The organism is Providencia alcalifaciens, assembly GCF_915403165.1.
Classification (GTDB): Bacteria; Pseudomonadota; Gammaproteobacteria; order Enterobacterales; family Enterobacteriaceae; genus Providencia; species Providencia alcalifaciens_C.
In genome coordinates, this window is the sequence record NZ_OU659204.1 from 993629 (window position 1) to 1020220 (window position 26592).

The following is a 26592-nucleotide window of genomic DNA, read 5'->3' on the forward strand; positions in this document are numbered from 1 at the left end:
AGCAAAAGTAGTTTAGATTTAATATGGTCTTAAAGTTAACAAAATTTATAACCATAAATATTGAAGTAGATTTTGATTAAGCAGTATTGAGAGAGAAGTACGTATTGCACTAAAATGCATCCGTAGCTCAGCTGGATAGAGTACTCGGCTACGAACCGAGCGGTCGGAGGTTCGAATCCTCCCGGATGCACCATCTCTTAAACATTTCTGTCAGTATCAACAATTCTGTCATCAATTTCATAAATCCAAATTACTGCTGTAGGCATACAGCATCGATTGATAATCGACAAATTCTGCATCCGTAGCTCAGCTGGATAGAGTACTCGGCTACGAACCGAGCGGTCGGAGGTTCGAATCCTCCCGGATGCACCATCATTAAGAAACTCCTCAATCTGAGGAGTTTTTTTTTGCCTAAAATCCTAACTTGCTATCTTCTTTCCTTTTCTTTCTGTTTTCTCATCGGGTAAACCACACATCTAGACAGCGACAATTTATGTGATTTAAGCTAAAGTAATCACCTTATTAAAATAAAACTAAATCACAGGCGGGAGGTCGATTTGATCCCGGACGTATCAAAAGCGCTCTCATGGTTAGAAGCGCACCCGGAAATTCTCAATGGCATTCAACGCGGTATTGAGCGTGAAACATTACGCGTGACACCTCAAGGTGCGTTAGCCGAGACATTACATTCAGATGAGCTGGGGAAAGCCCTTACCCATAAATGGATCACCACGGATTTTGCGGAATCCTTACTTGAATTTATTACTCCTGTAGATAAAAGCATTAGCCACAACTTGGCTTTTTTGCGAGATCTGCATCGCTATACGGCACGTCATTTACACGATGAAAGAATGTGGCCGTTAAGTATGCCTTGCTTTATTGCAAGTGAAGATAAGATCACACTAGCGCAATACGGTAGCTCCAATGTGGGGCAGTTTAAAACGCTGTATCGCGAAGGGTTAAAAAACCGCTATGGGGCATTAATGCAAACCATCGCGGGCGTTCACTATAACTTCTCATTTCCAATCGAGTTTTGGAAAGCGTGGGCGGGTGTTGAAGACGCAGAAAGCGGAAAGGAAAAAATTTCTGAAGGCTATTTACGTCTAATCAGAAACTACTATCGCTTTGGTTGGGTGATCCCATACTTATTTGGCGCATCTCCCGCTATTTGCGGCTCTTTTTTGAAGAACAGAGAAACCTCACTGAATTTCAATAAAACTGAGTGCGGTACTTATTACCTGCCTTATGCAACTTCATTGAGAATGAGTGATTTAGGTTACACCAATAAATCTCAGAGTGATTTAAATATTACGTTTAACCACCTTGACGAATATGTGGAAAATCTGAAGAAAGCCATTCATAAGCCTTCCGCTGAGTTTGAAAAGCTGGGCGTGAAAAAAGATGGTAAATACGTTCAGTTGAACACTAATGTGCTACAGATCGAGAACGAGCTGTATGCGCCAATTCGTCCAAAGCGTGTACCTCAAGGTAACGAATCGCCTTCTGATGCTTTATTACGTGGCGGTATCGAATATATTGAAGTTCGCTCCCTCGATATCAATCCATTTAGTCCGATTGGTGTTAACGAAACTCAAGCCCGCTTTGTGGACTTGTTCCTGATTTGGTGTGTACTTGCAGATGCTCCTGAAATGAATGTTCAAGAGTTGGATTGCTGCCGCAAAAATTGGAACCGGGTTATCCTTGAAGGTCGCAAGCCGGAGCAGGTGATTGGCTTTGGTTGTGGTAGCGAGCTCAAACCATTGGTCGAAGTGGGACAAACACTGTTTAAGGATCTGATCCGTGTGGCTGAAGTTTTAGATACCTGCTGTGATGCCAAATACAAAGATGTGTGTCATCAGTTTGTCGCCATGTTTGAAGATCCAAACTTGACCTATTCAGCGCTGGTGATGGACGAAATGCTGGAAAAAGGTATCGGTGGCTATGGGTTAGAATTAGCTGAAAAATATTATCAGCAGTTAATTAATGAACCTTATGAAGTGATCACTGAAGAACAGTTTGAACAAGCACGTTTGGCTTCAATTGAGAAGCAGAAGCGAATGGAGCAAGATCAGAGCGAAAGCTTTGAAGAGTATCTTAAGATCCACGCAGGACGCTAAAAGAAAATGGCCACAACGAGGTGGCCAAATAAAAAAATCTTTTAAAGAATTAGGGATGATAACAATTTGCGCGTCTTTCATATATTAAGACTCTGCATTTTTGGATTAGTTTCATTTTTTTCAAAATTATTTTTTTTATTTTTATGGAGGTCATGAAATGCCGTTATTAGACAGTTTTACTGTGGATCATACGCGTATGGCTGCTCCTGCTGTTCGTGTAGCGAAAACGATGACAACGCCTCATGGGGACACTATCACCGTATTCGATTTACGCTTTACAGTTCCAAATAAAGAAGCAATGACAGAAAAAGGAACACATACCCTAGAGCACCTTTTTGCTGGCTTCATGCGAGATCATCTTAATGGTAACGGTGTTGAAATTATCGACATTTCGCCAATGGGATGCCGTACAGGCTTCTATATGAGCTTGATTGGTCAACCGGATGAACAACGTGTTGCAAAATCCTGGAAGGCCGCTATGCAGGATGTGCTGCATGTGCAAGACCAAAATAAGATCCCAGAGCTTAATGTGTACCAATGCGGTACTTACATGATGCACTCTCTTGAAGAAGCCCAGCAAATTGCTCGAAGTGTGCTTGCGAAGGATATTCTCGTTAATAAAAACGATGAACTTGCATTGCCTGAAGAAAAGCTTGCCCAGCTTCACGTTTAGTTGTTGAAAAAAACAGACTAAAAAGCCTTAAAATCACAGATCAATTGATCAGGTTTTTAAGGCTTTTTTCTTTGAAATGAATAATTAAAACTCAGGAACTTGTGAGTCAAAACCGAGTGGGGTGATTTTTACCTGCTTGATAATATTATCGTTGATCACTAAAACTTCGATAACATAGTGACCAATAACAATTTGTTCTTCAGGCTGTGGAATATCACCTAATACCTCTAAAACCATCCCATTAACGGTTCTAGGACCATCAATAGGGAGGTTCCAATCAAATGCTTTATTTAGGTCACGAATGTTTGCTGTTCCATCCACAAGGACGCTACCGTCGCTCTGAGGCATGACTTCTTCAGCCAGAGAAGGCGACATTGACGTTGTGAAGTCACCGACAATTTCTTCTAAAATATCTTCCACAGTGATCAAACCTTGGATCTCGCCATATTCATCAACGATGATGCCAAGCTTCTCTTTTTTATGCTGGAAATTAACTAACTGAACGTTGAGTGGCGTACTATTGGGAATGAAATAGATACTATCGGCGGCTTTGATTAAATTCTGTTTGTTAAACTCGCGTTTTTCTACCATCAATCGATAAGCTTCTCGCACACGCAAAATACCAATCAAATCATCCAGAGAATCACGATACAGGACAATACGTCCATGAGGGGAGTGGGTGAGCTGCCTAACAATCGACTTCCAATCATCATTAATATCGATCCCCACAATTTCATTACGTGGCAGCATAATATCGCCAACGGTGACTTTGTCTAAATCAAGAATCGAAATCAGCATATCTTGATTACGGCGGCTTAGCTTGTTTTTGGACTCATGAACAATGGTGCGTAACTCTTCTTTGTTGACTGCATCATTACGAGTGTTTGAGACTTTTATCCCACAGCAGCGCATAAAAAGGGCGGAAATAGTATTAAACGCCCACACGACAGGTAACATGATTTTTTGCAGTGGCGTAAGAATAAAGCTACTAGGGAAGGCAATACGCTCTGGGTACAGTGCCGCGATGGTTTTTGGCATCACTTCTGCAAATAACAAAATAACAAATGTGAGCACACCAGTTGCAATGGCGACACCCATATTGCCATATAAGCGTATTCCAATAATGGTCGCGAGAGCAGAGGCAACAATATTGATTAGGTTGTTACCAATCAATACTAAACCTAGTAAGCGGTCGGGATGGCGCAGTAGTTTTTCAACGCGGATAGCGGAGCGATTACCTTGTTTCGCTAAATGTTTTAACCGATAACGGTTCAACGTCATCATACTGGTTTCTGACGCTGAAAAATAAGCGGATAAAAAAATTAAAACAATCAGTATGATGATTAGAGTACCAGTAGATACTTCATCCAAAACAAGGTTCCTTATTGATAACGGTCGTTTAAGACTAAAATGGCGTTACACCATGGTTAATTGCTGAATTAATCGATTACCAAAAAACGCTAAGGTAAGGATAAGTGAACCGCCCACATGGAAAAAGAGGACGCGTTTGCCTCGCCATCCACCATGAAAATGTCCCCACAGCAAAATAACGTAAACAAACCAAGCAATGACGGAGAGTACGGATTTGTGGATATTTTCTTTATCAAAGATGTTATCCATATAAATGAAGCCCGTACACAGCGTTAAGGTCAAGAGAATGACACCAACCTGAGTGACGTGAAACATTTTGCGCTCAATGACCATCATTGGCGGCATATCAGGGCTAAATTTCAGAATTTTGTTTTTAAGTTGGTAGTCAATAATGGCGACTTGAAACGCATATAATGCCGCGATAAGCAACGTAGCATAGCTTAATAATGCTAAGCCAATATGGACAAATAATGGAGTGCTTGCCTCTAAATGAGTAATAAACTCACCAGGCATAATCGTAGATAAAGTCAGGTTAATAATCGCGAAACTATACACAATAGGGGTTAAGTACCACGCACGCCCTAAATAAGAAACCACCGTCATAATTAAACACATTAAGAGACTGACAGAGGAACCTAAATTTAAGAGGGTGAGATTTTGCCCGCTGGCTTCACTAAAAATTTGTAATTTCAAAGTGATTGCGTGAGTAACCATCGCCACGATAGCTAATAAAATAGCCAATCGACGATAAAGAGCTTGCTTGCGCACTTGTCCGGGAACGATCAGCAGCAGACTGACCATGTATGTACAAACTGCTATGACTGCAAATACGGGCATAGTATAGTGTCGTTATTCATTTTAAGTGGATAGTAATTAACTAGTATAACCCGTGCAAGTGTAGGCTCCAACTATTGGTATGATGTATCGCTGTATATTCTTTACTAATCGCTTATTTAGGCTAACTAAACGAAGCAGCGAAACCCCATCAAGTGTGATACAATCGGCGACCAACACAGCGTTGAATTGTGCCGTGGCTATCTTAGTTTGCCCTTGAAATACAGCGCGCGAGTAACCAAATAAGGCTACATATAGGCCCATAACAGAATTGAGCTAAGACACATGTTTGATAATTTAACTGACAGACTATCGCGCACTTTGCGCAATATCAGCGGGCGTGGACGTCTGACTGATGACAATATTAAAGATACATTACGCGAAGTTCGCATGGCGTTACTGGAAGCTGATGTTGCTTTGCCAGTCGTCCGTGAATTTATTCAAAAAGTCAAAGAAAGCGCTGTTGGTCAAGACGTTAATAAAAGCCTAACACCGGGTCAAGAGTTCATTAAAATTGTTCAAAATGAACTGACCCGCGCAATGGGTGAAGAAAATCACCAGCTGAATTTATCTGCTCAGCCACCGGCTGTTGTGTTGATGGCAGGTTTGCAAGGTGCGGGTAAAACAACCAGCGTTGCAAAACTGGGTAAGCTGTTAAAAGAAAAGCAAAAGAAAAAAGTCTTAGTCGTTTCTGCCGACGTTTATCGCCCTGCGGCGATCAAACAGTTAGAAACCTTAGCACAGGCGGTTGGCGTTGATTTCTTCCCATCTGAAGTGCAAGAAAAGCCAGCGGCAATTGTTCAAAAAGCTTTAAAACACGCACAATTACAATTCTACGATGTATTGTTAGTGGATACCGCCGGCCGCTTACACGTTGATGAAGCGATGATGGAAGAGATCCAAGAAGTTCATCGTATTATCAATCCAGTTGAAACCTTGTTTGTGGTCGATGCCATGACGGGGCAAGATGCGGCAAACACAGCGAAAGCCTTTAATGAAGCATTACCATTAACCGGGATTGTCTTGACCAAGGTTGACGGTGATGCGCGTGGTGGTGCTGCATTATCTATCCGCTCTATTACAGGTAAGCCAATCAAATTCTTAGGGGTTGGTGAAAAAACTGACGCCCTTGAGCCATTCCATCCTGAGCGCGTGGCTTCACGTATTTTAGGTATGGGGGATGTGTTATCTCTGATTGAAGAGATTGAACACAAAGTTGACCGTGATGAAGCAGAGAAGTTAGCGAAAAAGCTGAAAACAGGGGATACCTTTGATTTCAATGACTTCTTAAACCAGCTAAAACAGATGCGTAATATGGGCGGAATGACTAGCATGCTGAGTAAGATGCCAGGTATGTCCCAGTTACCGGATGCGGTTAAATCCCAAATGGATGACAAAATTACCATCCGTATGGAAGCGATGATCCAGTCCATGACGCGTAAAGAGCGCGAAAAACCAGAGATTATCAAAGGATCGCGTAAACGTCGTATTGCTGCGGGTTCTGGAACCACAGTACAAGAGGTTAATAAACTCTTAAAACAGTTTGATGATATGCAGCGCATGATGAAAAAGATGAAAAAAGGCGGTCTCGCCAAGATGATGCGCGGCATGAAGGGTATGATGCCTCCGGGTTTCCCGGGGCGTTAAGCAATAAAGCCTGAAACAAAAGTGTACTTTTGATTGATTTTTGCGTCAAAATGAGTAAACTTTTCGGGCTTTTTATATGACAGCCGGACTCTATCCCTCGATGGAGTCTGGTTGTTTTGTTAACTAATGAGGATGTTATGGTAACAATTCGTTTATCTCGTGGCGGCGCTAAAAAACGTCCGTTCTACCAAATCGTTGTAACCGATAGCCGCAATGCGCGTGACGGTCGTTTCATTGAGCGTATCGGTTTCTTCAACCCGATCGCTGCAGGTCAAGCAGAAGAACTGCGTTTAGACCTGGACCGTATTGAGCATTGGGTTGGCTTAGGCGCAACTGTTTCTGACCGTGTTGCACAACTGGTCAAACAAGCTAAGAAAGTAGCTTAATCTGTCACGGTGGTAACAATGAGCAAGCAAACTAAACTACTGCCTCCTGCAAACCCAATTGTATTGGGCAAATTAGGCGCGGCGTACGGTATTCGTGGTTGGCTCAAAGTTTTTTCCTCCACCGAACATGCTGAAAGTATTTTTGATTACCAACCTTGGTTTATCCAACGCTCTGGTCAATGGCAACATATTGAAATAGAAGATTGGAAACATCATAACAAAGATATCATCGTCAAGCTCAAAGGGGTCGAAGACCGCGATGCAGCTGCTCTATTAACCAATTTTGAAATTGTGGTTGATTCAACCCAACTTCCTGATTTGGACAACGACGAATACTACTGGAAAGACCTTATGGGTTGCCATGTAGTGACGTCTGAGGGCTACGACCTTGGTACTGTCATTGATATGATGGAAACTGGTTCGAATGATGTTCTAGTACTCAAGGCAAATTTAAAAGATGCATTTGGCATCAAGGAGCGGTTGGTTCCGTTTCTTGATGGGCAGGTTATCAAGAAAGTCGATCTCTCCGCCAAAATTATTGAAGTGGAGTGGGATCCTGGTTTTTAAATCTCCGGTTTACCGGTTTTTATGAGTGGGATAAATCATGTGGATTGGGGTAATTAGCCTGTTTCCCGAAATGTTCCGCGCAATAACCGAGTACGGGGTAACTGGTCGGGCAGTGAAAAATAGCCTGCTAACGGTTGAGTGTTGGAATCCGCGAGATTTTACTCACGATAGACACAAAACTGTTGATGATCGCCCCTATGGTGGTGGTCCTGGCATGCTGATGATGGTGCAACCGTTAAAAGATGCAATCCACGCAGCAAAAGCTGAGGCCGGTGATGGTGCAAAAGTGATTTATCTATCACCTCAAGGTCGCAAACTCGGTCAAGACGGAGTTTGCGAGCTGGCAACAAATGAGAAGATAATTCTTGTTTGTGGTCGTTATGAAGGTATTGATGAGCGGATCATTCAAACCGAAATTGATGAAGAATGGTCAATCGGTGATTACGTTCTCAGTGGTGGGGAGCTCCCTGCTATGGTGTTGATAGACTCAGTCTCTCGGTTTATTCCTGGAGTACTAGGTCATCAAGCTTCAGCTCAAGAAGATTCTTTTGCGGATGGCTTGTTAGATTGTCCTCACTATACCCGACCAGAGGTGTTAGACGGCATGCAAGTTCCTGACATACTACTTTCAGGAAACCATGCCAAGATCGATAGCTGGCGCATGAAGCAGTCACTCGGTCGTACCTGGCTTAGAAGACCTGAGCTTCTAGAAAGCCTAGCTCTGACTGACGAGCAGAGGATGTTGCTAGCTGAGTTCCAACGGGAATTTCAGGCTGAGCAACCAGTGAATCCAGACAATTAATTGTCTAAACATATCAGTTTACCTAGGGTAAGAGAGTTATTATGAGCAACATTATTAAACAACTTGAACAAGAGCAGATGAAGCAGGACGTACCTTCATTCCGTCCGGGTGACTCCGTGGAAGTTAAGGTATGGGTCGTAGAAGGCTCTAAAAAACGTCTGCAGGCATTTGAGGGCGTGGTTATTGCTATTCGTAACCGCGGTCTGCATTCTGCATTCACTGTTCGTAAAATTTCTAACGGCGAAGGTGTTGAGCGTGTATTCCAAACTCACTCCCCAGTCGTAGATAGCATTGCTGTTAAACGCCGTGGTGCTGTTCGCAGAGCTAAACTGTACTACCTGCGTGAGCGTTCTGGTAAGGCAGCTCGTATCAAAGAGCGTCTGAACGCCAAGTAATACGCTTTCGCTACATCCGAAAGTTAAAGGGCCCGCATCTGCGGGCCTTTTTTATTCTTTATATTTCAAGTTCTCGCGGTGTTGGCTACGTTCATTCGCACTAGTCACATACTTATGTATGCTCCTAGCGACTCATTCTCTTGCCGCCTAGCGACAACTCGAACTATTTCGAATATACCATCCAAAAAATCACTAATTGTAAACTTATCTTTACTTTTTTATTCATGTTTTGCTTTTCAATATGAAATTTCTCTCTGGTTGTTCATTAATATAATTAAAATTCAATAATATAAAATAATGTAATTTTTTATGTACATCTAATTGAATTATTTTACAGTTTTGGATTGAAATCTTTACGATGCATGATATGTTATCTCTCACGCACCAAACACAAGATCGATAAATAACATCACTAATAAATAATAAGCTAAATAGGTAATCAAATGATCATGCAAAAAGATGTACTCAATAACGTGAATATTCAAGACGAGCAGGTTCTTATCACCCCTGAAAGTCTGAAACAAAAATACCCATTGAGTAACAGCAACCTGCATGCCATTGCGACATCGCGTAAAGTGATTGCTGATATTATTCATCAGCGTGACCCGCGCTTACTCGTGGTATGTGGTCCTTGTTCAATCCATGATGTAGATGCTGCCATCGAATACGGTGAGCGTTTACAGAAAATTGCCGCTGAGTTAAGTGATAGCTTATATATTGTGATGCGCGTGTACTTTGAAAAACCACGTACAACCGTGGGTTGGAAAGGCTTAATTAGCGATCCATTCATGGATGGCAGCTTTGAAATGGAAAAAGGGCTGCACATTGCTCGTGATTTATTGACTAACTTAGTGAATATGGGATTACCACTGGCGACAGAAGCGTTAGATCCTAATAATCCACAATACTTAGGTGATTTATTCAGTTGGTCAGCAATCGGAGCGAGAACTACGGAATCCCAAACTCACCGTGAAATGGCATCCGGCTTATCAATGCCAGTCGGTTTTAAAAACGGCACAGATGGAAGTTTATCTACTGCCATCAATGCGTTAAAAGCTGCTGCAATGCCACACCGCTTTATGGGAATCAACCAATCAGGTCAGGTTTGCTTGCTGCACACCAGCGGTAATAAAAATGGTCATGTAATCTTACGCGGCGGTAAAACGCCAAACTATGATGAGCAAAGTATTGCAGCTTGTGAAGTTGAAATGAAAAAAGCAGGGCTAGAACCATCATTAATGGTGGATTGCAGCCACGGTAACTCAAATAAAGATTTTCGTCGTCAGCCACTGGTGGTTGATTCAATTATCGAGCAAATTGTTAATGGTAATGAATCAATTACAGGTATTATGCTTGAAAGCCATATTAATGAAGGCAATCAGTCATCAGAACAGCCTCGTGAAAATATGAAGTACGGAGTCTCGGTGACAGATGCATGCATTAACTGGGAAGAAACTGAGTCTGTGTTGCGTAATTTACACCAAGCATTATCACCAATGCTTGAGCAACGCGGGCAGAAATTAAGCAAAGTGAGCTGAGCAAGGGATTGGTATGTCTGCTGAATTATCCCATTTACGGGAACAGATTGATGAAGTTGATAAGTCATTATTAGATTTGTTAGCCAAACGACTTCAGCTAGTGGCAGAAGTCGGTGAAGTCAAAAGCCAACACGGATTACCTATTTATGTGCCTGAGCGTGAATCTAGCATGTTGGCTGCTCGCCGAGCAGAAGCGGAGCGAATGGGAATTCCGCCTGATCTAATTGAAGATATTCTTCGGCGAGTTATGCGTGAATCTTATGCCCGCGAAAATGATAAAGGATTTAAAACACTGAATCCTACCGCCGGTCCGATCGTGATCGTCGGTGGGAATGGGAAAATGGGGCGGTTATTTCATCGTCTACTCTCCCTATCTGGTTATCAAGTTAAATTGCTGGGTGAGCAGGATTGGGATAATGCGGCGTCAATAGTCTCTGGTGCGAGCGTTGTGATGGTCAGTGTGCCTATTCACATTACTGTTGATGTTATTAAACGTTTACCCACTTTAGATCCAGAAACAATTTTAGTGGATATTGCTTCTGTGAAGCAAAAGCCTCTCGAGGCCATGCTGTCGGTGCATCAAGGTCCAGTATTAGGATTACATCCGATGTTTGGTCCTGATATTGGCAGCGTTGCCAAGCAAGTTTTTGCATTCTGTGATGGGCGAAAGGCAGAGTCTTACCAGTGGCTGCTAGAGCAGCTACAAGTTTGGGGCGCGCGCTTGAAAGCAATTAAGCCTGAAGAACACGATCGTAATATGAGCTTTATTCAGGCGTTACGCCATTTTACGACGTTTACTTATGGGCAAAATTTAGCGAAAGAGCAGGTTGATCTACAGCAGTTGTTGGATCTCTCTTCCCCGATTTATCGTCTTGAATTGGCAATGGTAGGACGCTTGTTTGCACAAGATCCACAATTATATGCAGATATCATTATGTCTTCGGACGAAAATGTTGAATTGATCCGCCGTTATTACCAGCTTTTGGGGCAATCCATTGAAATGCTGGAGCGTAAAGATAAAGCCGAATTTATTCGACAATTCGAGCAAGTTAGCCAGTGGTTTGGTGAAGATGCTCATCATTTCATGAAAGAAAGCCAGTCTCTATTGCAACGGGCGAATGATAACCGTAAATAGTCTTTTTAGCCATTATTTTATAAATCTATAAAGTAATGGCTATCTTTATGCTAAAAGTGCTAAATGCATTTCCATTATTAATTTTTATAATAAATAAGTAATTGTACTTATTTCTGTAGTTTATCCTAAATTTATGGCTCAACTTCTTTCTTGAGTAGTTTTATCTACTAATTAATTAGAAATTAATCAATTTATAATGTCGATATTTATAAATTAAGCGATTTATCTAATAAAGATCCCTCATCATCGACCGATAACACTAATCATTAAATGATGATAAGTGTGGTAAACCTATGTCTTTTAAGCACCTCAAAATTAGTTTGAAATTAACTATCGCGTTTGGCGTTTTCATCACGCTAATTGTTTTAAGTTCTCTGTTTTCATTAGTGAATATGAATCGTGCAAATGAAAGCATTCAGAACGTTATTTTTAAAAGTTACCCAATAACCGCTAATGCAAACTCGGTGATGGATAACTTTTATTCTTATATTGGTATTCAAGAATTGATTTTATTGGATGACCGAGGGAGTGATAAACGCAAGGAAGAGCTGGTTAAAATTAGCCAAAATATTTCTGACCTTCTGGATGAGTTGGACCGAGGTATAACCGATAGCCGTTCTCGTGAAGTGCTTGATAATATCCAAGAGGTGAGAGCTAAGTTTATTAGTGCTCAGCAACAGATGATGGCGTTTATGAATCAGGGCAACCGCCAAGCTGCGATTGAAATGATGATGACAAAAACATCAGCAATTCAGCGGGAATATCGTGAACAAGTCCAAAACCTGATTGCTATCCAAAATATGTTAATGCAAGAAACGGGTTATCAGGTGGAAGATGACTATAAAGCGAATCGTGTTTTATTAGCATTTTTATCCATCATTAGCATTGTTGCGGGTTGCGTTATGGGGTGGTACATCACACGTATTATTACTAAACCTTTAGAGCAAGCAGTTGATTTTGCTAAATCGATTGCGAGTGGTGATTTAACCCAAAATATTCAAGCACAATCTAAAGATGAAACCGGGATCTTACTTGAGTCGCTCAGTGAAATGAAAGGTCATCTACTTGAGATTGTCCAAGAAGTTCAAAATGGATCTGAGAGTATTTCTGCGGCAGCAGGGCAAATTGTCGCGGGAAATCAGAACTTAGCCGCTAGAACGGAAGAGCAAGCGGCTTCTGTTGAGCAAACGGCGAGTTCGATGGAACAAATTACATCAACGGTACAGAACACCACTGAACATACCCATGAAGCGACAATGTTAGCCGACAATACAGCGGTAACAGTGAAAAATAATGGCCAGATGATGATTCAGCTAACCGATAAAATGCGTGCAATTAATGGTTCGTCTCAAAAAATGACGGACATTATCAACCTCATTGACTCTATTGCTTTTCAAACCAACATATTAGCGTTAAATGCATCTGTTGAAGCCGCGAGAGCAGGAGAGCATGGTCGTGGGTTTGCGGTCGTGGCGGGTGAAGTGAGATTACTGGCACAAAAAAGTGCCGCATCAGCCAGTGATATTCGTTCATTAATCGAAAACTCCTCTTCACAAACTCAAGAGGGGATGGAATTAGTTGAACAAGCTAGCCAGCAGATCCACGGTATGGTCGCGAGTGTTGATGAGATGAATGCGCTACTGCGTGAAATCGGTCAAGCGAGTAGGGAGCAGAGCGATGGTATTTCGCAAATTAACAGCGCCGTGGGGCAATTGGATTTAACAACACAACAAAATGCGGGACTAGTTGAGGAATCGGTAGTGGCCGCTGATTCGCTTAATGAACAAGCCTACCATCTACAACAGTTGGTCAGTTACTTTAAATTGAGTGCGGTAGTACAAAAGTTGTAATTGATTAAATCAGTTTATTGAGTCGGAAATAACACAGGCTAATTACCTGTGTTATTTTTTATCATGAAAAGAAAGTTATGGAGCCACCTTTTCTGGTTCTACAGGAACGATATTTTCTGATGGGTAGCAGCCAAGAATTTTAATTGACCGGGTGATCTCCGCTAACTCTTTCAGTGCTTGTTGCATATTATCTGAACGCAAATTAGCGTGAACATCTACATAAAACATCTCTTCCCACGGCTTGCCATTAATTGGGCGGGATTCTAATTTACTCATCACTATCTTATTATTTTTTAAGATAATTAGAGCATCTACTAATGCACCCGCTTGTTGACCTGTAGTGATCAATAACGTCGTTTTCGCTGGAACTTGTTCAGTCACTTCAATCGCGCGTGGAGCCACAACAATAAAGCGAGTCATATTAATTTGCTGATTCGCTAAGTTATGCTCTAGCACATTTAAACCATACAATGCACCGCCGGCTTCACTACCTAATGCAGCTACATTCGGGGAATTATGTTCTGCCACTTTTTGCATTGCTGTAGATGTACTGTCGCAATATTCAATTTTCCAATGAGGGAATTGAGATAAATATTGGCTACATTGCTGGAAGGGCTGAGGGTGGCTATAAACCGTATCAATCTTGCTTAATTCACTACCTGGCATGGTCAACAAGCAGTGGTTAATCGGCAAACGAATTTCACCGACAATAGATAATGATGTATTTTGCAGTAAATCGTAAACATCATTAATTGCTCCTGAGCTGGTATTCTCGATAGGTAAAATACCGTAATCTGCTTGACCACTTTCAACGAGTGAAAAGATATCTTGGAATTTATGGCAGCTGCATTCAACAAGTTGGTCAAAATGACGAGCTGAATATTGGCGAGCGGCAACATGGGAATAAGAACCTTTCGGCCCTAAAAATGCAAATCTTGCAGTATCGCTTGGTGTTAGGTTTAAATGTTTTTGCAAGATAGCTTGTTGAGTCAGAACAGAATCCTCAATGATCATCTGAAACAAGCGTGTAATATAAAAACCATCAAGACCGAGAGGCGTGCCTTTATTAATTAATACATCGAGTAATTGGCGCTCGCGCTCTTTGTCACGGATTGGGCGGTTATCATCAATTTTGGTTTCAGCAACTTCAATTGCATAGCCTCGACGCTGTGCTAAAAGATTCAATAATTCGCTATCCAATTGACTTATCTTTTCTCTTACTTTCAATAGATTAGTGCTGTTTTTCATTCTGCTCGCCCTGTAAATATCGTGATATAAAAAAAGCCCCCTAACCGGGGGCTTTCTAATCTTGTCTTCTTTTTCTCGAACGACAAAGCCCCTTAATTAAGAGTAGCTAAAAAAGAAGAAAAAAAAGACAAAATTGAAATTCATACTCAACACCTATTATTAGACCTGTATTAAATAGACCCGATAGCTAATGAGAAGTCAATAAAAAAGGCGTATAAATACAAAAAACGCGCCCATGATGAGCGCGTTTGGAAGGTTTCAAGATAAGTGGATTGATAATATAAAAATATAACGTAACTACTTAAACGCAACTGATTACAACGTTTCTAGATTCGCTTCTTTTACACTATTAGTTGCCCTTCTTGATTCTCCTTTATGTTGCACTTTGTTTAACTGTCTTTCGAGTTTGTTGATAAGGTCATTTATTGCAACGTACATATCTTCATGCTTAGCACTTGCTACCAACTGTCCGGTAGCGGTTTTTATGTTGGCATCAACCATAAAACCTTGAGGCTCTTTCGATAGCACCACATGGGGGCTAATCAAGGAAACTTGCCATTTATCGAGTTTTGCTAGACGGCTTTCAATGTGTTCACGAATTGCAGGTGTGATGTCCATTTGTTTGCTAGTAATGTTAACTATCATATAGTTACCTCTCATTGTTTCCGTCTTTGATGAATTCAGAATACCGATATCTAGGAATAAAAAAATGACCTAGATCACACTTAAATTATGGAGGAGGGGGGACCCACCTGAAGTGTGATTTTGGCTAAAAAAGGCAGGTAAAAGGATTGCCAAAATAACTATATTGAGGGAGACTGAGAAAGTTGGCTATCGACACGGTAAATAGCCGGTACTTTTTTTGGGTAAAATTTTAGGCTATGAATTTTAAAAGAAAAAATTCAAAATGATCTATCACTCGCTTTAGTCTTCAAACCCACAGCATTTCAAATCATGATTAGTATTATCAAAAAAAAACAGCAGCCTAAGCTGCCGTTCTTACTTTAATCGATAGCGTTAAAATGCAATTTATTGGTTTGCTGCAATAATGCTGCCGACTTTATTTGCTTCTTTGTCTAAGCCCATCTCTTTATAGGCGATTTCCATATATGCCAACGCTTGGCGCGTAGCTTCGGTATCGGGATAATCTCTTAACATTTGTTGGACACGATTAACAACCGCGACATAGGCCCCTCGTTTGTTGTAATATTCAACGACGGAGAGATCAAATTTTGCCAAACGATCTTTTAAGTAAACTAATCGTTTACTTGCATCGTTGGAATATGCGCTGTTCGGATAGTAACGAACTAATTGGCTCAAGTCTTTGAAAGCAACCAGTGCGTGCTGTGGGTCTCTGTCAGAGCGGTCGATACCAAAGAAACCTTGTAACATGCTGTCATCTAACGCCATTGCCGTTAAGCCACGCATGTAAAGTACGTAGTCAATATTTGGATGAGTTGGGTTTAAACGCATGAAACGGTCAATCGAAGCTATCGCCATTGGTAGCTCAGCTGATTTATAATAGGCGTAAATCAGGTCTAACTGTACTTGCTGCGCATATGGACCAAACGGGTAGCGGTTATCCAACGCTTCAAACTGTTTAATTGCCGCGTTATAGTTACCGTCCTGTAATTTTTGCTGACCTGTACTATAAATCTCAGCTGGGGAACTATCGGGGCTGACTTCGTTATTGCTGGAGCATCCGGCAAGAGCCAGGCTCAACGTGGCAGCTGCCACCAGATATTTCATACGTATCATCACGTGTTGGTTATCCTCTGACTGTATCGAGGGAGCCTATCCGTAAGGCTCCCGGCAAAATTCGAGTTACAATAGCATACATTTTAAATGAAACGGCAGCGCCGTCAAAACACAAACACCAAAAAGTAGATTAATTTATGGCTCAACAAGTACAATTAAGTGCAACTATCGCTGAATCACAGCTTGGTCAACGTTTAGATCAAGCTTTGGCTGAATTGTTCCCCGATTATTCACGTTCCCGAATAAAAGAATGGATTTTAGACGATAGAGTGCAGGTTAACGGCAAAGTTATCAATAAGGCAAAAGAAAAAGTTTTAGGTGGTGAACAAATTTCCATCGATGCCTTAATTGAAGAAGATACCCGTTGGGAACCTCAAGATATTCCACTTGACGTTGTTTATGAAGATGAAGATATCCTAATTATTAATAAACCGCGTGGTTTAGTTGTTCATCCGGGCGCAGGTAACCCGGACGGAACCATTTTAAACGCATTATTGTATCGTTATCCTGAAATCGCTGATGTACCAAGAGCGGGTATTGTTCACCGTTTAGACAAAGACACAACCGGGTTGATGGTTGTCGCTAAAACAGTTCCTGCACAAACTCACTTAGTGGATGCGTTGCAACGTCGTGAAATTACGCGTGAATATGAAGCGGTAGCCGTAGGTCGTATGACCGCTGGTGGTATGGTTGAAGAACCAATTTCTCGCCATCCAACCAAAAGAACGCACATGGCAGTTCATCCAATGGGCAAGCCTGCAGTGACTCACTATCGAGTAATGGAACATTTCCGTGCCCATACGCGTTTACGTCTACGCTTAGAAACCGGAAGAACACATCAAATCCGTGTTCATATGGCGCATATCAACCACCCATTAATTGGGGATCCATTATACGGTGGCCGACCACGCCCACTCAAAGGAGCAACGGAAGCGTTCCTTGAAGTGATGCGAGGTTTTGATAGACAAGCACTGCACGCAACAATGCTGCGTCTTTATCACCCAATTACCGGAATTCAAATGGAATGGCATGCACCATTACCTGATGATATGGTGAAATTGATTGAAGCACTGAAAGCCGACTCTGAACTTCATAAAGACGATATGGACTGGTAATGAATACGTTGATTTTCCCTGACTGGCCGCAGCCTAAAAATATTTCAACATGCAGTACAACTCGTGCTGGTGGAGTGAGCCTTCCGCCTTTTGATAGCCTAAATTTAGGTGACCATGTTGAGGATTTGCCTGAGGCAGTCAGTGAAAATCGTCATCGTCTTGAAAAGCTTGCTCAATTGCCACAGCAACCCGTGTGGCTTGAGCAAGTACATGGTACTCATGTTCTGCATTTAACGGGAAGCGAGATTAAAAATCGCCAAGCGGATGCGGTGTATACCAATCAAGTTGGTCAAGTATGTGCCATTATGACGGCGGATTGCTTGCCAGTATTGTTTTACAGCCGCGATGGTAAAGAAGTGGCAGCGGCTCATGCTGGATGGCGAGGTCTCTGCAATGGCGTATTGGAAAATACGCTAGCGGCATTTAATGCACAACCGAGTGACATTATGGCGTGGATGGGGCCAGCTATTGGTCCTGAAAAATTTGAAGTCGGCGTAGAGGTTAAACAAGCATTTACACGTCAATCTACCGATCTTACGGATGCGTTTACTCCTCACAATGACAAATTTCTGGCAAACATCTATTTACTCGCGCGTAAAAAGCTACAAGCCGCGGGGGTTTCAGCCATTTATGGCGGTGAATTTTGCACAGTAAGTGATGAAAACAGATTTTTTTCCTACCGACGTGAAGGGCAAACGGGAAGAATGGCATCCCTTATATGGATAAATAACTAGTTAGTGGAATAATGTTCCAAATTAACAAATATTGAAAAAATAATCCCGCCTAAAACTTGAATATTTAAAAACAGACCGCATCTTATCTCCAGTAGCAAATTTAATCATATTCTATTGGAGGTGTTATGCGTCTGGATCGTTTAACTAATAAATTCCAGCAAGCTCTCGCTGACGCCCAGTCATTAGCCCTTGGGCGCGAAAATCAGTTTATTGAACCAATTCATTTACTCAGTGCTTTGTTTAATCAAGAAAGTGGCACTGTGCGTCCATTATTGACGACGCTCGGCGTGAACGCAGTTGCGTTCGAAAACAAAATTGAAGATGCATTGGCTAGACTCCCTCAAGTGCAAGGTGTCGCTGGGGATGTACAACCATCAAGTGACTTAATGCGTCATTTGAACTTATGTGACCAGCTTGCTCAGAAAAATGGGGATGACTTTATCTCCTCTGAATTATTTCTGCTCGCTGCTTTAGAAGCCAATACAACCCTCGCTGATATGTTAAAAGCAGCGGGTGTTAATAAAGACAATTTGAAAAAGGCAATAGAACAGATGCGTGGTGGCGAAAAAGTGAATGACCAAAGCGCTGAAGACCAGCGCCAAGCTTTGAAAAAATTTACCGTTGATTTAACCGAACGTGCAGAACAAGGGAAATTAGACCCTGTGATTGGTCGTGATGAAGAAATTCGTCGTACCATCCAAGTATTACAACGTCGTACTAAAAATAACCCAGTATTAATTGGTGAACCTGGTGTAGGTAAAACGGCGATTGTTGAAGGGCTAGCACAGCGTATCGTCAATGGTGAAGTCCCTGAAGGATTGAAAAATAAACGTGTTTTATCACTGGATATGGGCGCACTGATTGCAGGGGCGAAATATCGTGGTGAATTTGAAGAGCGTTTGAAAGGTGTTCTGAATGACCTTGCTAAACAAGAAGGTAATGTCATTCTATTTATCGATGAATTGCATACTATGGTTGGTGCAGGCAAAGCTGACGGCGCGATGGATGCCGGTAACATGTTAAAACCTGCACTAGCTCGTGGTGAACTGCATTGCGTGGGGGCAACAACCCTTGATGAATATCGTCAATATATAGAGAAGGATCCTGCGTTAGAGCGTCGTTTCCAAAAAGTATATGTTGCAGAACCATCAGTAGAAGACACCATCGCTATTTTGCGTGGTTTGAAAGAACGTTATGAATTGCACCATCATGTGCAAATTACTGACCCAGCTATTGTGGCGGCAGCGACGTTATCGCACCGTTACATTACTGACCGTATGCTGCCAGACAAAGCTATCGACTTAATCGATGAAGCGGGTGCCAGCTTACGTATGCAGATGGATTCAAAACCAGAATCTTTAGATAGACTGGAAAGACGTATTATCCAATTAAAACTGGAACAACAGGCACTGAAGAAAGAGTCTGATGATGCCAGTAAAAAACGTCTGGAAATGTTAGAAGAAGAGCTGGCGGAAAAAGAGCGTGAATATTCTGCATTAGAAGAAGAGTGGAAAGCAGAAAAAGCATCATTAACGGGTACTCAACACATTAAAGCTGAGTTAGAAAATACGCGTATAGAGATGGAAAAAGCGCGTCGTAATGGTGATTTAGCAAAAATGTCTGAGTTGCAGTATGGACGTATTCCTGAATTAGAAAAACAGTTAGAAGCGGCGACGAAAGCAGAAGGTAAAAGCATGAAGCTTTTACGTAATAAAGTTACTGACGTCGAAATCGCAGAAATCTTGGCTCGTTGGACAGGTATTCCAGTATCAAGAATGCTGGAAAGCGAAAGAGAAAAACTGTTACGGATGGAACAACAGCTGCACCAACGTGTGATTGGTCAAGATGAAGCGGTTGTGGCCGTGTCGAATGCTATTCGTCGTAGTCGTGCAGGATTATCGGATCCTAACCGTCCAATTGGTTCGTTTATGTTCTTAGGCCCTACAGGGGTAGGTAAAACTGAATTATGTAAGGCACTGGCAAACTTTATGTTTGATAGTGACGACGCCATGGTTCGTATCGATATGTCCGAGTTTATGGAGAAACACTCTGTATCTCGTTTAGTTGGTGCACCTCCTGGATATGTGGGTTATGAAGAAGGTGGATATTTAACTGAAGCAGTAAGACGCCGTCCATATTCAGTTATTTTGCTGGACGAAGTTGAAAAAGCGCACCCAGATGTATTTAACATCTTACTGCAAGTATTAGATGACGGTCGTTTAACTGATGGACAAGGTAGAACGGTAGATTTCCGTAATACCGTGATCATTATGACTTCAAACTTAGGTTCCGATCTTATCCAAGAACGATTTGGTATGATTGATTATTCAGAAATGAAAGATATGGTGATGGAAGTTGTCGCTCATAACTTCAGACCTGAATTTATTAACCGTATTGATGAAGTAGTGGTATTCCATCCATTAGGTAAAGAGCAAATTACGAATATTGCGAATATTCAGTTGGCTCGTTTATATAAACGTTTGGAAGAACATGGTTATGAAGTCACTGCAACGGCGGCTGCATTAGAGAAAATTGGTGAAGCTGGTTTCGATCCAATCTTTGGTGCTCGCCCGTTGAAACGTGCAATTCAGCAAGAGATTGAAAACCCACTGGCACAAGAAATTCTGTCAGGTAGGTTAATTCCAGGTAAACCAATTACTCTGGATGTTGAAAACGATGAAATCGTAGCGAAGCAGTAAGTAAGCGCTAGGTTATTATCGAAATGTAAGTAAAAAGGCGACCGTATGGTCGCCTCTTTCATGTATATCTTGCCAAAAATGGCATTTTTTGTTGAAAAAATACACTTGAAGTATAAAGGATAATCAGTTGGAAATTATTTTGCAAAAAACACTTGCCAGATTTTTCTGACTCCCTATAATGCGCATCCACTGACCGGGAACAAGCCAACGCAAAGCGCGATGGACACTGAACCGGCAGCGAGAGAATCTGAAAAGATTAAGTAAAAAAATACTTGACTCTCACTGAGGAAAACGTATTATACGTCACCTCGCGACAGCGACCTAAGTTGATAAAAACTGAGTCGAATTTCTAAAGAAATGTCGCAACGCTCTTTAACAATTTATCAGACAATCTGTGTGGGCACTCACAGGACACTATCAAAAAAATATTTGATTTTAAGTCTTGAAGAGTGACTAACACGTTAATTCATATATATGAACTAATAGGTAATTTGGTTTCTTCGGAAATCAAACGACAGTAACATTCTTTGAGCATCAAGCTTTTTAATTGAAGAGTTTGATCATGGCTCAGATTGAACGCTGGCGGCAGGCCTAACACATGCAAGTCGAGCGGTAACAGGGGAAGCTTGCTTCTCGCTGACGAGCGGCGGACGGGTGAGTAATGTATGGGGATCTGCCCGATAGAGGGGGATAACTACTGGAAACGGTAGCTAATACCGCATAATCTCTCAGGAGCAAAGCAGGGGAACTTCGGTCCTTGCGCTATCGGATGAACCCATATGGGATTAGCTAGTTGGTGAGGTAATGGCTCACCAAGGCGACGATCCCTAGCTGGTCTGAGAGGATGATCAGCCACACTGGGACTGAGACACGGCCCAGACTCCTACGGGAGGCAGCAGTGGGGAATATTGCACAATGGGCGCAAGCCTGATGCAGCCATGCCGCGTGTATGAAGAAGGCCTTAGGGTTGTAAAGTACTTTCAGTTGGGAGGAAGGCGTTGATGCTAATATCATCAACGATTGACGTTACCAACAGAAGAAGCACCGGCTAACTCCGTGCCAGCAGCCGCGGTAATACGGAGGGTGCAAGCGTTAATCGGAATTACTGGGCGTAAAGCGCACGCAGGCGGTTGATTAAGTTAGATGTGAAATCCCCGGGCTTAACCTGGGAATGGCATCTAAAACTGGTCAGCTAGAGTCTTGTAGAGGGGGGTAGAATTCCATGTGTAGCGGTGAAATGCGTAGAGATGTGGAGGAATACCGGTGGCGAAGGCGGCCCCCTGGACAAAGACTGACGCTCAGGTGCGAAAGCGTGGGGAGCAAACAGGATTAGATACCCTGGTAGTCCACGCTGTAAACGATGTCGATTTGGAGGTTGTTCCCTTGAGGAGTGGCTTCCGGAGCTAACGCGTTAAATCGACCGCCTGGGGAGTACGGCCGCAAGGTTAAAACTCAAATGAATTGACGGGGGCCCGCACAAGCGGTGGAGCATGTGGTTTAATTCGATGCAACGCGAAGAACCTTACCTACTCTTGACATCCAGAGAATTTAGCAGAGATGCTTTAGTGCCTTCGGGAACTCTGAGACAGGTGCTGCATGGCTGTCGTCAGCTCGTGTTGTGAAATGTTGGGTTAAGTCCCGCAACGAGCGCAACCCTTATCCTTTGTTGCCAGCACGTAATGGTGGGAACTCAAAGGAGACTGCCGGTGATAAACCGGAGGAAGGTGGGGATGACGTCAAGTCATCATGGCCCTTACGAGTAGGGCTACACACGTGCTACAATGGCGTATACAAAGAGAAGCGACCTCGCGAGAGCAAGCGGAACTCATAAAGTACGTCGTAGTCCGGATTGGAGTCTGCAACTCGACTCCATGAAGTCGGAATCGCTAGTAATCGTAGATCAGAATGCTACGGTGAATACGTTCCCGGGCCTTGTACACACCGCCCGTCACACCATGGGAGTGGGTTGCAAAAGAAGTAGGTAGCTTAACCTTCGGGAGGGCGCTTACCACTTTGTGATTCATGACTGGGGTGAAGTCGTAACAAGGTAACCGTAGGGGAACCTGCGGTTGGATCACCTCCTTACCATTGAAGTGTTTTTGTGAAGTGCTCACACAGATTGTCTGATGAAATAGAGTAACGGTATCGATAGGCTTGTAGCTCAGGTGGTTAGAGCGCACCCCTGATAAGGGTGAGGTCGGTGGTTCAAGTCCACTCAGGCCTACCAAAATCGAATTGATGCTTCGTTATAACTCAGCTCGTTTACCAAATGTAAACGTCGCCAAGTTATGCCTTGCCTAAATTCAATTTAACTCAAAATTCTTTCTTAGTGAGAGAATCGATACTGGAAATACCTTTATGGGGCTATAGCTCAGCTGGGAGAGCGCCTGCCTTGCACGCAGGAGGTCAGCGGTTCGATCCCGCTTAGCTCCACCATAAATTTTTCTGATTATTCAGAATAGATTAGAAATAGTCTATTGCGAATAATTATGCTCTTTAACAATCTGGAACAAGCTGAAAATTGAAAACAACGCACATTGTTTATCGCTTAAACAATGTGAGAGTCTCTCAAAAATCTCAACTTGAAGGTTTCATCAAAACGAACCGCAAGTGGCATGAGCGAGCAATCAGCAATTCAAGGCGGACAGCGCACAGCTAGCGCAACGTACATAAGTACGTGAGCATAGCGAGCACTGCCCAACACAGAATTGATGTCTGCGCAGCCATGACGCCGAAGCTCGTCTGATACGAAACATCTTCGGGTTGTGAGGTTAAGCGACTAAGCGTACACGGTGGATGCCTAGGCAATCAGAGGCGATGAAGGACGTGCTAATCTGCGAAAAGCGTCGGTAAGGTGATATGAACCGTTATAACCGACGATATCCGAATGGGGAAACCCAGTGCAATTCGTTGCACTATCGTTTGATGAATACATAGTCAAACGAGGCGAACCGAGGGAACTGAAACATCTCAGTACCTCGAGGAAAAGAAATCAACCGAGATTCCCCTAGTAGCGGCGAGCGAACGGGGAGCAGCCCAGAGTCTTAATCAGCATTAGCATCAGGAGAACGGTCTGGAAAGGCCGGCAGTAAAGGGTGATAGCCCCGTATCTGAAGATGTTAGTGTTGTGAACTCGACGAGTAGGGCGGGACACGTGTTATCCTGTCTGAATATGGGGGGACCATCCTCCAAGGCTAAATACTCCTGATTGACCGATAGTGAACCAGTACCGTGAGGGAAAGGCGAAAAGAACCCCGGCGAGGGGAGTGAAATAGAACCTGAAACCGTGTACGTACAAGCAGTGGGAGCCTTGATTTATCAGGGTGACTGCGTACCTTTTGTATAATGGGTCAGCGACTTATATTCTGTAGCAAGGTTAACCGTATAGGGGAGCCGTAGGGAAACCGAGTCTTAACTGGGCGAATAAGTTGCAGGGTATAGACCCGAAACCCGGTGATCTAGCCATGGGCAGGTTGAAGGTTGGGTAACACTAACTGGAGGACCGAACCGACTAATGTTGAAAAATTAGCGGATGACTTGTGGCTGGGGGTGAAAGGCCAATCAAACCGGGAGATAGCTGGTTCTCCCCGAAAGCTATTTAGGTAGCGCCTCGTGAACTCATCTTCGGGGGTAGAGCACTGTTTCGACTAGGGGGTCATCCCGACTTACCAACTCGATGCAAACTACGAATACCGAAGAATGTTATCACGGGAGACACACGGCGGGTGCTAACGTTCGTCGTGAAGAGGGAAACAACCCAGACCGCCAGCTAAGGTCCCAAAGTCATAGTTAAGTGGGAAACGAAGTGGGAAGGCTCAGACAGCCAGGATGTTGGCTTAGAAGCAGCCATCATTTAAAGAAAGCGTAATAGCTCACTGGTCGAGTCGGCCTGCGCGGAAGATGTAACGGGGCTAAACTATGCACCGAAGCTGCGGCAGCGATATGTAAATATTGTTGGGTAGGGGAGCGTTCTGTAAGCCTGTGAAGGTGTGCTGTGAGGCATGCTGGAGGTATCAGAAGTGCGAATGCTGACATAAGTAACGATAATGCGGGTGAAAAACCCGCACGCCGGAAGACCAAGGGTTCCTGTCCAACGTTAATCGGGGCAGGGTGAGTCGACCCCTAAGGCGAGGCAGAAATGCGTAGTCGATGGGCAACGGGTTAATATTCCCGTACTGGTGATAATTGCGATGGGGGGACGGAGAAGGTTAGGCTGGCCGGGCGACGGTTGTCCCGGTTTAAGGATGTAGGCAGGTGAATTAGGCAAATCCGGTTCACTATATGCTGAGGTCTGATGACGAGTCACTACGGTGGCGAAGTAGCTTATACCCCGCTTCCAGGAAAAGCCTCTAAGCTCTAGATTATCATTAATCGTACCCCAAACCGACACAGGTGGTCAGGTAGAGAATACTCAGGCGCTTGAGAGAACTCGGGTGAAGGAACTAGGCAAAATGGTGCCGTAACTTCGGGAGAAGGCACGCTGGCATTAGGTGAAATGGTTTACCCATGGAGCTGAAGCCAGTCGCAGATACCAGCTGGCTGCAACTGTTTATTAAAAACACAGCACTGTGCAAACACGAAAGTGGACGTATACGGTGTGACGCCTGCCCGGTGCTGGAAGGTTAATTGATGGGGTTATCCGTAAGGAGAAGCTCTTGATCGAAGCCCCAGTAAACGGCGGCCGTAACTATAACGGTCCTAAGGTAGCGAAATTCCTTGTCGGGTAAGTTCCGACCTGCACGAATGGCGTAATGATGGCCAGGCTGTCTCCACCCGAGACTCAGTGAAATTGAACTCGCTGTGAAGATGCAGTGTACCCGCGGCAAGACGGAAAGACCCCGTGAACCTTTACTATAGCTTGACACTGAACATTGAGCCTTGATGTGTAGGATAGGTGGGAGGCTTTGAAGCGTGGACGCCAGTCTGCGTGGAGCCAACCTTGAAATACCACCCTTTAATGTTTGATGTTCTAACGTCGCCCCGTTATCCGGGGTGCGGACAGTGTCTGGTGGGTAGTTTGACTGGGGCGGTCTCCTCCCAAAGAGTAACGGAGGAGCACGAAGGTTGGCTAAGCATGGTCGGACATCATGCGGTTAGTGCAAAGGCATAAGCCAGCTTGACTGCGAGAGTGACAGCTCGAGCAGGTACGAAAGTAGGTCTTAGTGATCCGGTGGTTCTGAATGGAAGGGCCATCGCTCAACGGATAAAAGGTACTCCGGGGATAACAGGCTGATACCGCCCAAGAGTTCATATCGACGGCGGTGTTTGGCACCTCGATGTCGGCTCATCACATCCTGGGGCTGAAGTAGGTCCCAAGGGTACGGCTGTTCGCCGTTTAAAGTGGTACGCGAGCTGGGTTTAGAACGTCGTGAGACAGTTCGGTCCCTATCTGCCGTGGGCGTTGGAAGATTGAAAGGGGCTGCTCCTAGTACGAGAGGACCGGAGTGGACGCACCACTGGTGTTCGGGTTGTCATGCCAATGGCATTGCCCGGTAGCTAAGTGCGGAAGAGATAACCGCTGAAAGCATCTAAGCGGGAAACTTGCCTTGAGATGAGTCTTCCCTGACTCTTTAAGGGTCCTAAAGGAACGTTTAAGACTAAGACGTTGATAGGTTGGGTGTGTAAGCGTAGCGATACGTTGAGCTAACCAATACTAATGAACCGTGAGGCTTAACCTGACAACACCGAAGGTGTTTTAGAGATTGAGAGATTAAGTTGATTCA

At 43.4% G+C, this 26592-nt stretch carries 18 protein-coding genes, 4 tRNA genes, 2 rRNA genes and 1 other annotated feature; of the genes, 19 read left to right on the forward strand and 5 right to left on the reverse strand.

What is annotated here, in order from left to right; genetic code table 11:
* Positions 1 to 116 precede the first annotated feature (116 nt).
* From LDO73_RS04390 to luxS, 4 genes are all read left to right on the forward strand, one after another.
* Positions 117 to 193 (forward strand) — tRNA-Arg (locus LDO73_RS04390).
* 102 nt (positions 194 to 295) lie between these two features.
* A tRNA-Arg gene (locus LDO73_RS04395) sits at positions 296 to 372 on the forward strand.
* Positions 373 to 557: 185 nt separating this feature from the next.
* Entirely contained in the window at positions 558 to 2117 is a 1560-nt protein-coding gene (gshA, locus tag LDO73_RS04400; protein ID WP_224060369.1) for a glutamate--cysteine ligase, read from the forward strand.
* A 157-nt stretch (positions 2118 to 2274) separates the two neighbouring features.
* On the forward strand, positions 2275 to 2790 hold the full coding sequence (gene luxS / locus LDO73_RS04405; protein ID WP_224060370.1) for an S-ribosylhomocysteine lyase: 516 nt from the start codon (positions 2275 to 2277) through the stop codon (positions 2788 to 2790).
* An 84-nt stretch (positions 2791 to 2874) separates the two neighbouring features.
* On the opposite strand, the gene LDO73_RS04410 is transcribed toward luxS, so the two are convergent.
* Positions 2875 to 4161, reverse strand: a complete 1287-nt coding sequence (locus LDO73_RS04410) for a CNNM domain-containing protein (protein WP_224060371.1) — start codon at positions 4159 to 4161, stop codon at positions 2875 to 2877.
* A gap of 45 nt (positions 4162 to 4206) precedes the next feature.
* Positions 4207 to 4998, reverse strand: coding sequence for a cytochrome C assembly family protein (locus tag LDO73_RS04415; protein WP_224060372.1), 792 nt, complete (start codon positions 4996 to 4998; stop codon positions 4207 to 4209).
* Between the two features lie 282 nt (positions 4999 to 5280).
* On the opposite strand from LDO73_RS04415, the gene ffh reads away from it, so the two are divergent.
* From ffh to LDO73_RS04455, 8 genes are all read left to right on the forward strand, one after another.
* Positions 5281 to 6642 carry a signal recognition particle protein gene (gene ffh, locus LDO73_RS04420; protein ID WP_224060374.1) on the forward strand — a complete coding sequence of 454 codons (1362 nt, stop codon included), beginning with the start codon at positions 5281 to 5283 and terminating at the stop codon, positions 6640 to 6642.
* A gap of 137 nt (positions 6643 to 6779) precedes the next feature.
* Positions 6780 to 7028 carry a 30S ribosomal protein S16 gene (gene rpsP, locus LDO73_RS04425; RefSeq protein ID WP_036949828.1) on the forward strand — a complete coding sequence of 83 codons (249 nt, stop codon included), beginning with the start codon at positions 6780 to 6782 and terminating at the stop codon, positions 7026 to 7028.
* 18 nt (positions 7029 to 7046) lie between these two features.
* Positions 7047 to 7595 (forward strand): ribosome maturation factor RimM, encoded by a 549-nt coding sequence (gene rimM, locus LDO73_RS04430; RefSeq protein WP_224060375.1) that lies wholly within the window; start codon positions 7047 to 7049, stop codon positions 7593 to 7595.
* A 37-nt stretch (positions 7596 to 7632) separates the two neighbouring features.
* Positions 7633 to 8397, forward strand: a complete 765-nt coding sequence (gene trmD, locus LDO73_RS04435) for a tRNA (guanosine(37)-N1)-methyltransferase TrmD (RefSeq protein WP_036949832.1) — start codon at positions 7633 to 7635, stop codon at positions 8395 to 8397.
* 41 nt (positions 8398 to 8438) lie between these two features.
* Positions 8439 to 8792, forward strand: a complete 354-nt coding sequence (gene rplS / locus LDO73_RS04440) for a 50S ribosomal protein L19 (protein WP_006660909.1) — start codon at positions 8439 to 8441, stop codon at positions 8790 to 8792.
* Positions 8793 to 9235: 443 nt separating this feature from the next.
* On the forward strand, positions 9236 to 10330 hold the full coding sequence (locus tag LDO73_RS04445; RefSeq protein ID WP_282560820.1) for a 3-deoxy-7-phosphoheptulonate synthase: 1095 nt from the start codon (positions 9236 to 9238) through the stop codon (positions 10328 to 10330).
* A 13-nt stretch (positions 10331 to 10343) separates the two neighbouring features.
* Complete coding sequence (tyrA, locus tag LDO73_RS04450; RefSeq protein ID WP_224060377.1) at positions 10344 to 11465, forward strand: bifunctional chorismate mutase/prephenate dehydrogenase; 1122 nt, start codon at positions 10344 to 10346, stop codon at positions 11463 to 11465.
* A gap of 293 nt (positions 11466 to 11758) precedes the next feature.
* Complete coding sequence (locus tag LDO73_RS04455) at positions 11759 to 13315, forward strand: methyl-accepting chemotaxis protein (RefSeq protein WP_224060378.1); 1557 nt, start codon at positions 11759 to 11761, stop codon at positions 13313 to 13315.
* Positions 13316 to 13390: 75 nt separating this feature from the next.
* Here LDO73_RS04455 and pheA read toward each other — a convergent pair whose 3' ends face one another.
* The 3 genes from pheA to bamD all read right to left on the reverse strand — a co-directional run bounded on the left by pheA (position 13391) and on the right by bamD (position 16321).
* Complete coding sequence (gene pheA / locus LDO73_RS04460; protein ID WP_224060379.1) at positions 13391 to 14563, reverse strand: bifunctional chorismate mutase/prephenate dehydratase; 1173 nt, start codon at positions 14561 to 14563, stop codon at positions 13391 to 13393.
* 26 nt (positions 14564 to 14589) lie between these two features.
* Positions 14590 to 14708 (reverse strand) — a sequence feature (Phe leader region).
* A gap of 170 nt (positions 14709 to 14878) precedes the next feature.
* Positions 14879 to 15208, reverse strand: a complete 330-nt coding sequence (raiA, locus tag LDO73_RS04465; RefSeq protein WP_036949847.1) for a ribosome-associated translation inhibitor RaiA — start codon at positions 15206 to 15208, stop codon at positions 14879 to 14881.
* Positions 15209 to 15592: 384 nt separating this feature from the next.
* Positions 15593 to 16321, reverse strand: a complete 729-nt coding sequence (gene bamD / locus LDO73_RS04470; protein ID WP_224060380.1) for an outer membrane protein assembly factor BamD — start codon at positions 16319 to 16321, stop codon at positions 15593 to 15595.
* 137 nt (positions 16322 to 16458) lie between these two features.
* On the opposite strand from bamD, the gene rluD reads away from it, so the two are divergent.
* From rluD to LDO73_RS04505, 7 genes are all read left to right on the forward strand, one after another.
* Positions 16459 to 17436, forward strand: a complete 978-nt coding sequence (rluD, locus tag LDO73_RS04475; protein WP_224060381.1) for a 23S rRNA pseudouridine(1911/1915/1917) synthase RluD — start codon at positions 16459 to 16461, stop codon at positions 17434 to 17436.
* A complete protein-coding gene (gene yfiH / locus LDO73_RS04480; protein ID WP_224060382.1) occupies positions 17436 to 18170 on the forward strand; it encodes a purine nucleoside phosphorylase YfiH in 735 nt (244 codons plus the stop codon). The genes rluD and yfiH overlap by 1 nt, the downstream gene beginning before the upstream one ends.
* A 125-nt stretch (positions 18171 to 18295) precedes the next feature.
* Entirely contained in the window at positions 18296 to 20869 is a 2574-nt protein-coding gene (gene clpB / locus LDO73_RS04485; RefSeq protein ID WP_224060383.1) for an ATP-dependent chaperone ClpB, read from the forward strand.
* A gap of 544 nt (positions 20870 to 21413) precedes the next feature.
* Positions 21414 to 22954 (forward strand): 16S ribosomal RNA (locus tag LDO73_RS04490).
* A 65-nt stretch (positions 22955 to 23019) separates the two neighbouring features.
* Positions 23020 to 23096, forward strand: a tRNA-Ile gene (locus LDO73_RS04495).
* 133 nt (positions 23097 to 23229) lie between these two features.
* A tRNA-Ala gene (locus LDO73_RS04500) sits at positions 23230 to 23305 on the forward strand.
* 333 nt (positions 23306 to 23638) lie between these two features.
* Positions 23639 to 26547 (forward strand): 23S ribosomal RNA (locus tag LDO73_RS04505).
* The 16S and 23S rRNA genes sit together here with 2 tRNA genes alongside, the layout of an rRNA operon.
* Positions 26548 to 26592: the final 45 nt, after the last annotated feature.

What these genes read in the sequence shown, in the direction of transcription:
- luxS (WP_224060370.1), top strand. Translation starts at nt 2,275, where the DNA reads ATGCCGTTATTAGACAGTTTTACTGTGGATCATACGCGTATGGCTGCT.
- LDO73_RS04415 (WP_224060372.1), bottom strand. Translation starts at nt 4,998, where the DNA reads ATGCCCGTATTTGCAGTCATAGCAGTTTGTACATACATGGTCAGTCTG.
- ffh (WP_224060374.1), top strand. Translation starts at nt 5,281, where the DNA reads ATGTTTGATAATTTAACTGACAGACTATCGCGCACTTTGCGCAATATC.
- rpsP (WP_036949828.1), top strand. Translation starts at nt 6,780, where the DNA reads ATGGTAACAATTCGTTTATCTCGTGGCGGCGCTAAAAAACGTCCGTTC.
- rimM (WP_224060375.1), top strand. Translation starts at nt 7,047, where the DNA reads ATGAGCAAGCAAACTAAACTACTGCCTCCTGCAAACCCAATTGTATTG.
- trmD (WP_036949832.1), top strand. Translation starts at nt 7,633, where the DNA reads ATGTGGATTGGGGTAATTAGCCTGTTTCCCGAAATGTTCCGCGCAATA.
- rplS (WP_006660909.1), top strand. Translation starts at nt 8,439, where the DNA reads ATGAGCAACATTATTAAACAACTTGAACAAGAGCAGATGAAGCAGGAC.
- LDO73_RS04445 (WP_282560820.1), top strand. Translation starts at nt 9,236, where the DNA reads ATGATCATGCAAAAAGATGTACTCAATAACGTGAATATTCAAGACGAG.
- tyrA (WP_224060377.1), top strand. Translation starts at nt 10,344, where the DNA reads ATGTCTGCTGAATTATCCCATTTACGGGAACAGATTGATGAAGTTGAT.
- LDO73_RS04455 (WP_224060378.1), top strand. Translation starts at nt 11,759, where the DNA reads ATGTCTTTTAAGCACCTCAAAATTAGTTTGAAATTAACTATCGCGTTT.
- pheA (WP_224060379.1), bottom strand. Translation starts at nt 14,563, where the DNA reads ATGAAAAACAGCACTAATCTATTGAAAGTAAGAGAAAAGATAAGTCAA.
- raiA (WP_036949847.1), bottom strand. Translation starts at nt 15,208, where the DNA reads ATGATAGTTAACATTACTAGCAAACAAATGGACATCACACCTGCAATT.
- bamD (WP_224060380.1), bottom strand. Translation starts at nt 16,321, where the DNA reads ATGATACGTATGAAATATCTGGTGGCAGCTGCCACGTTGAGCCTGGCT.
- rluD (WP_224060381.1), top strand. Translation starts at nt 16,459, where the DNA reads ATGGCTCAACAAGTACAATTAAGTGCAACTATCGCTGAATCACAGCTT.
- yfiH (WP_224060382.1), top strand. Translation starts at nt 17,436, where the DNA reads ATGAATACGTTGATTTTCCCTGACTGGCCGCAGCCTAAAAATATTTCA.
- clpB (WP_224060383.1), top strand. Translation starts at nt 18,296, where the DNA reads ATGCGTCTGGATCGTTTAACTAATAAATTCCAGCAAGCTCTCGCTGAC.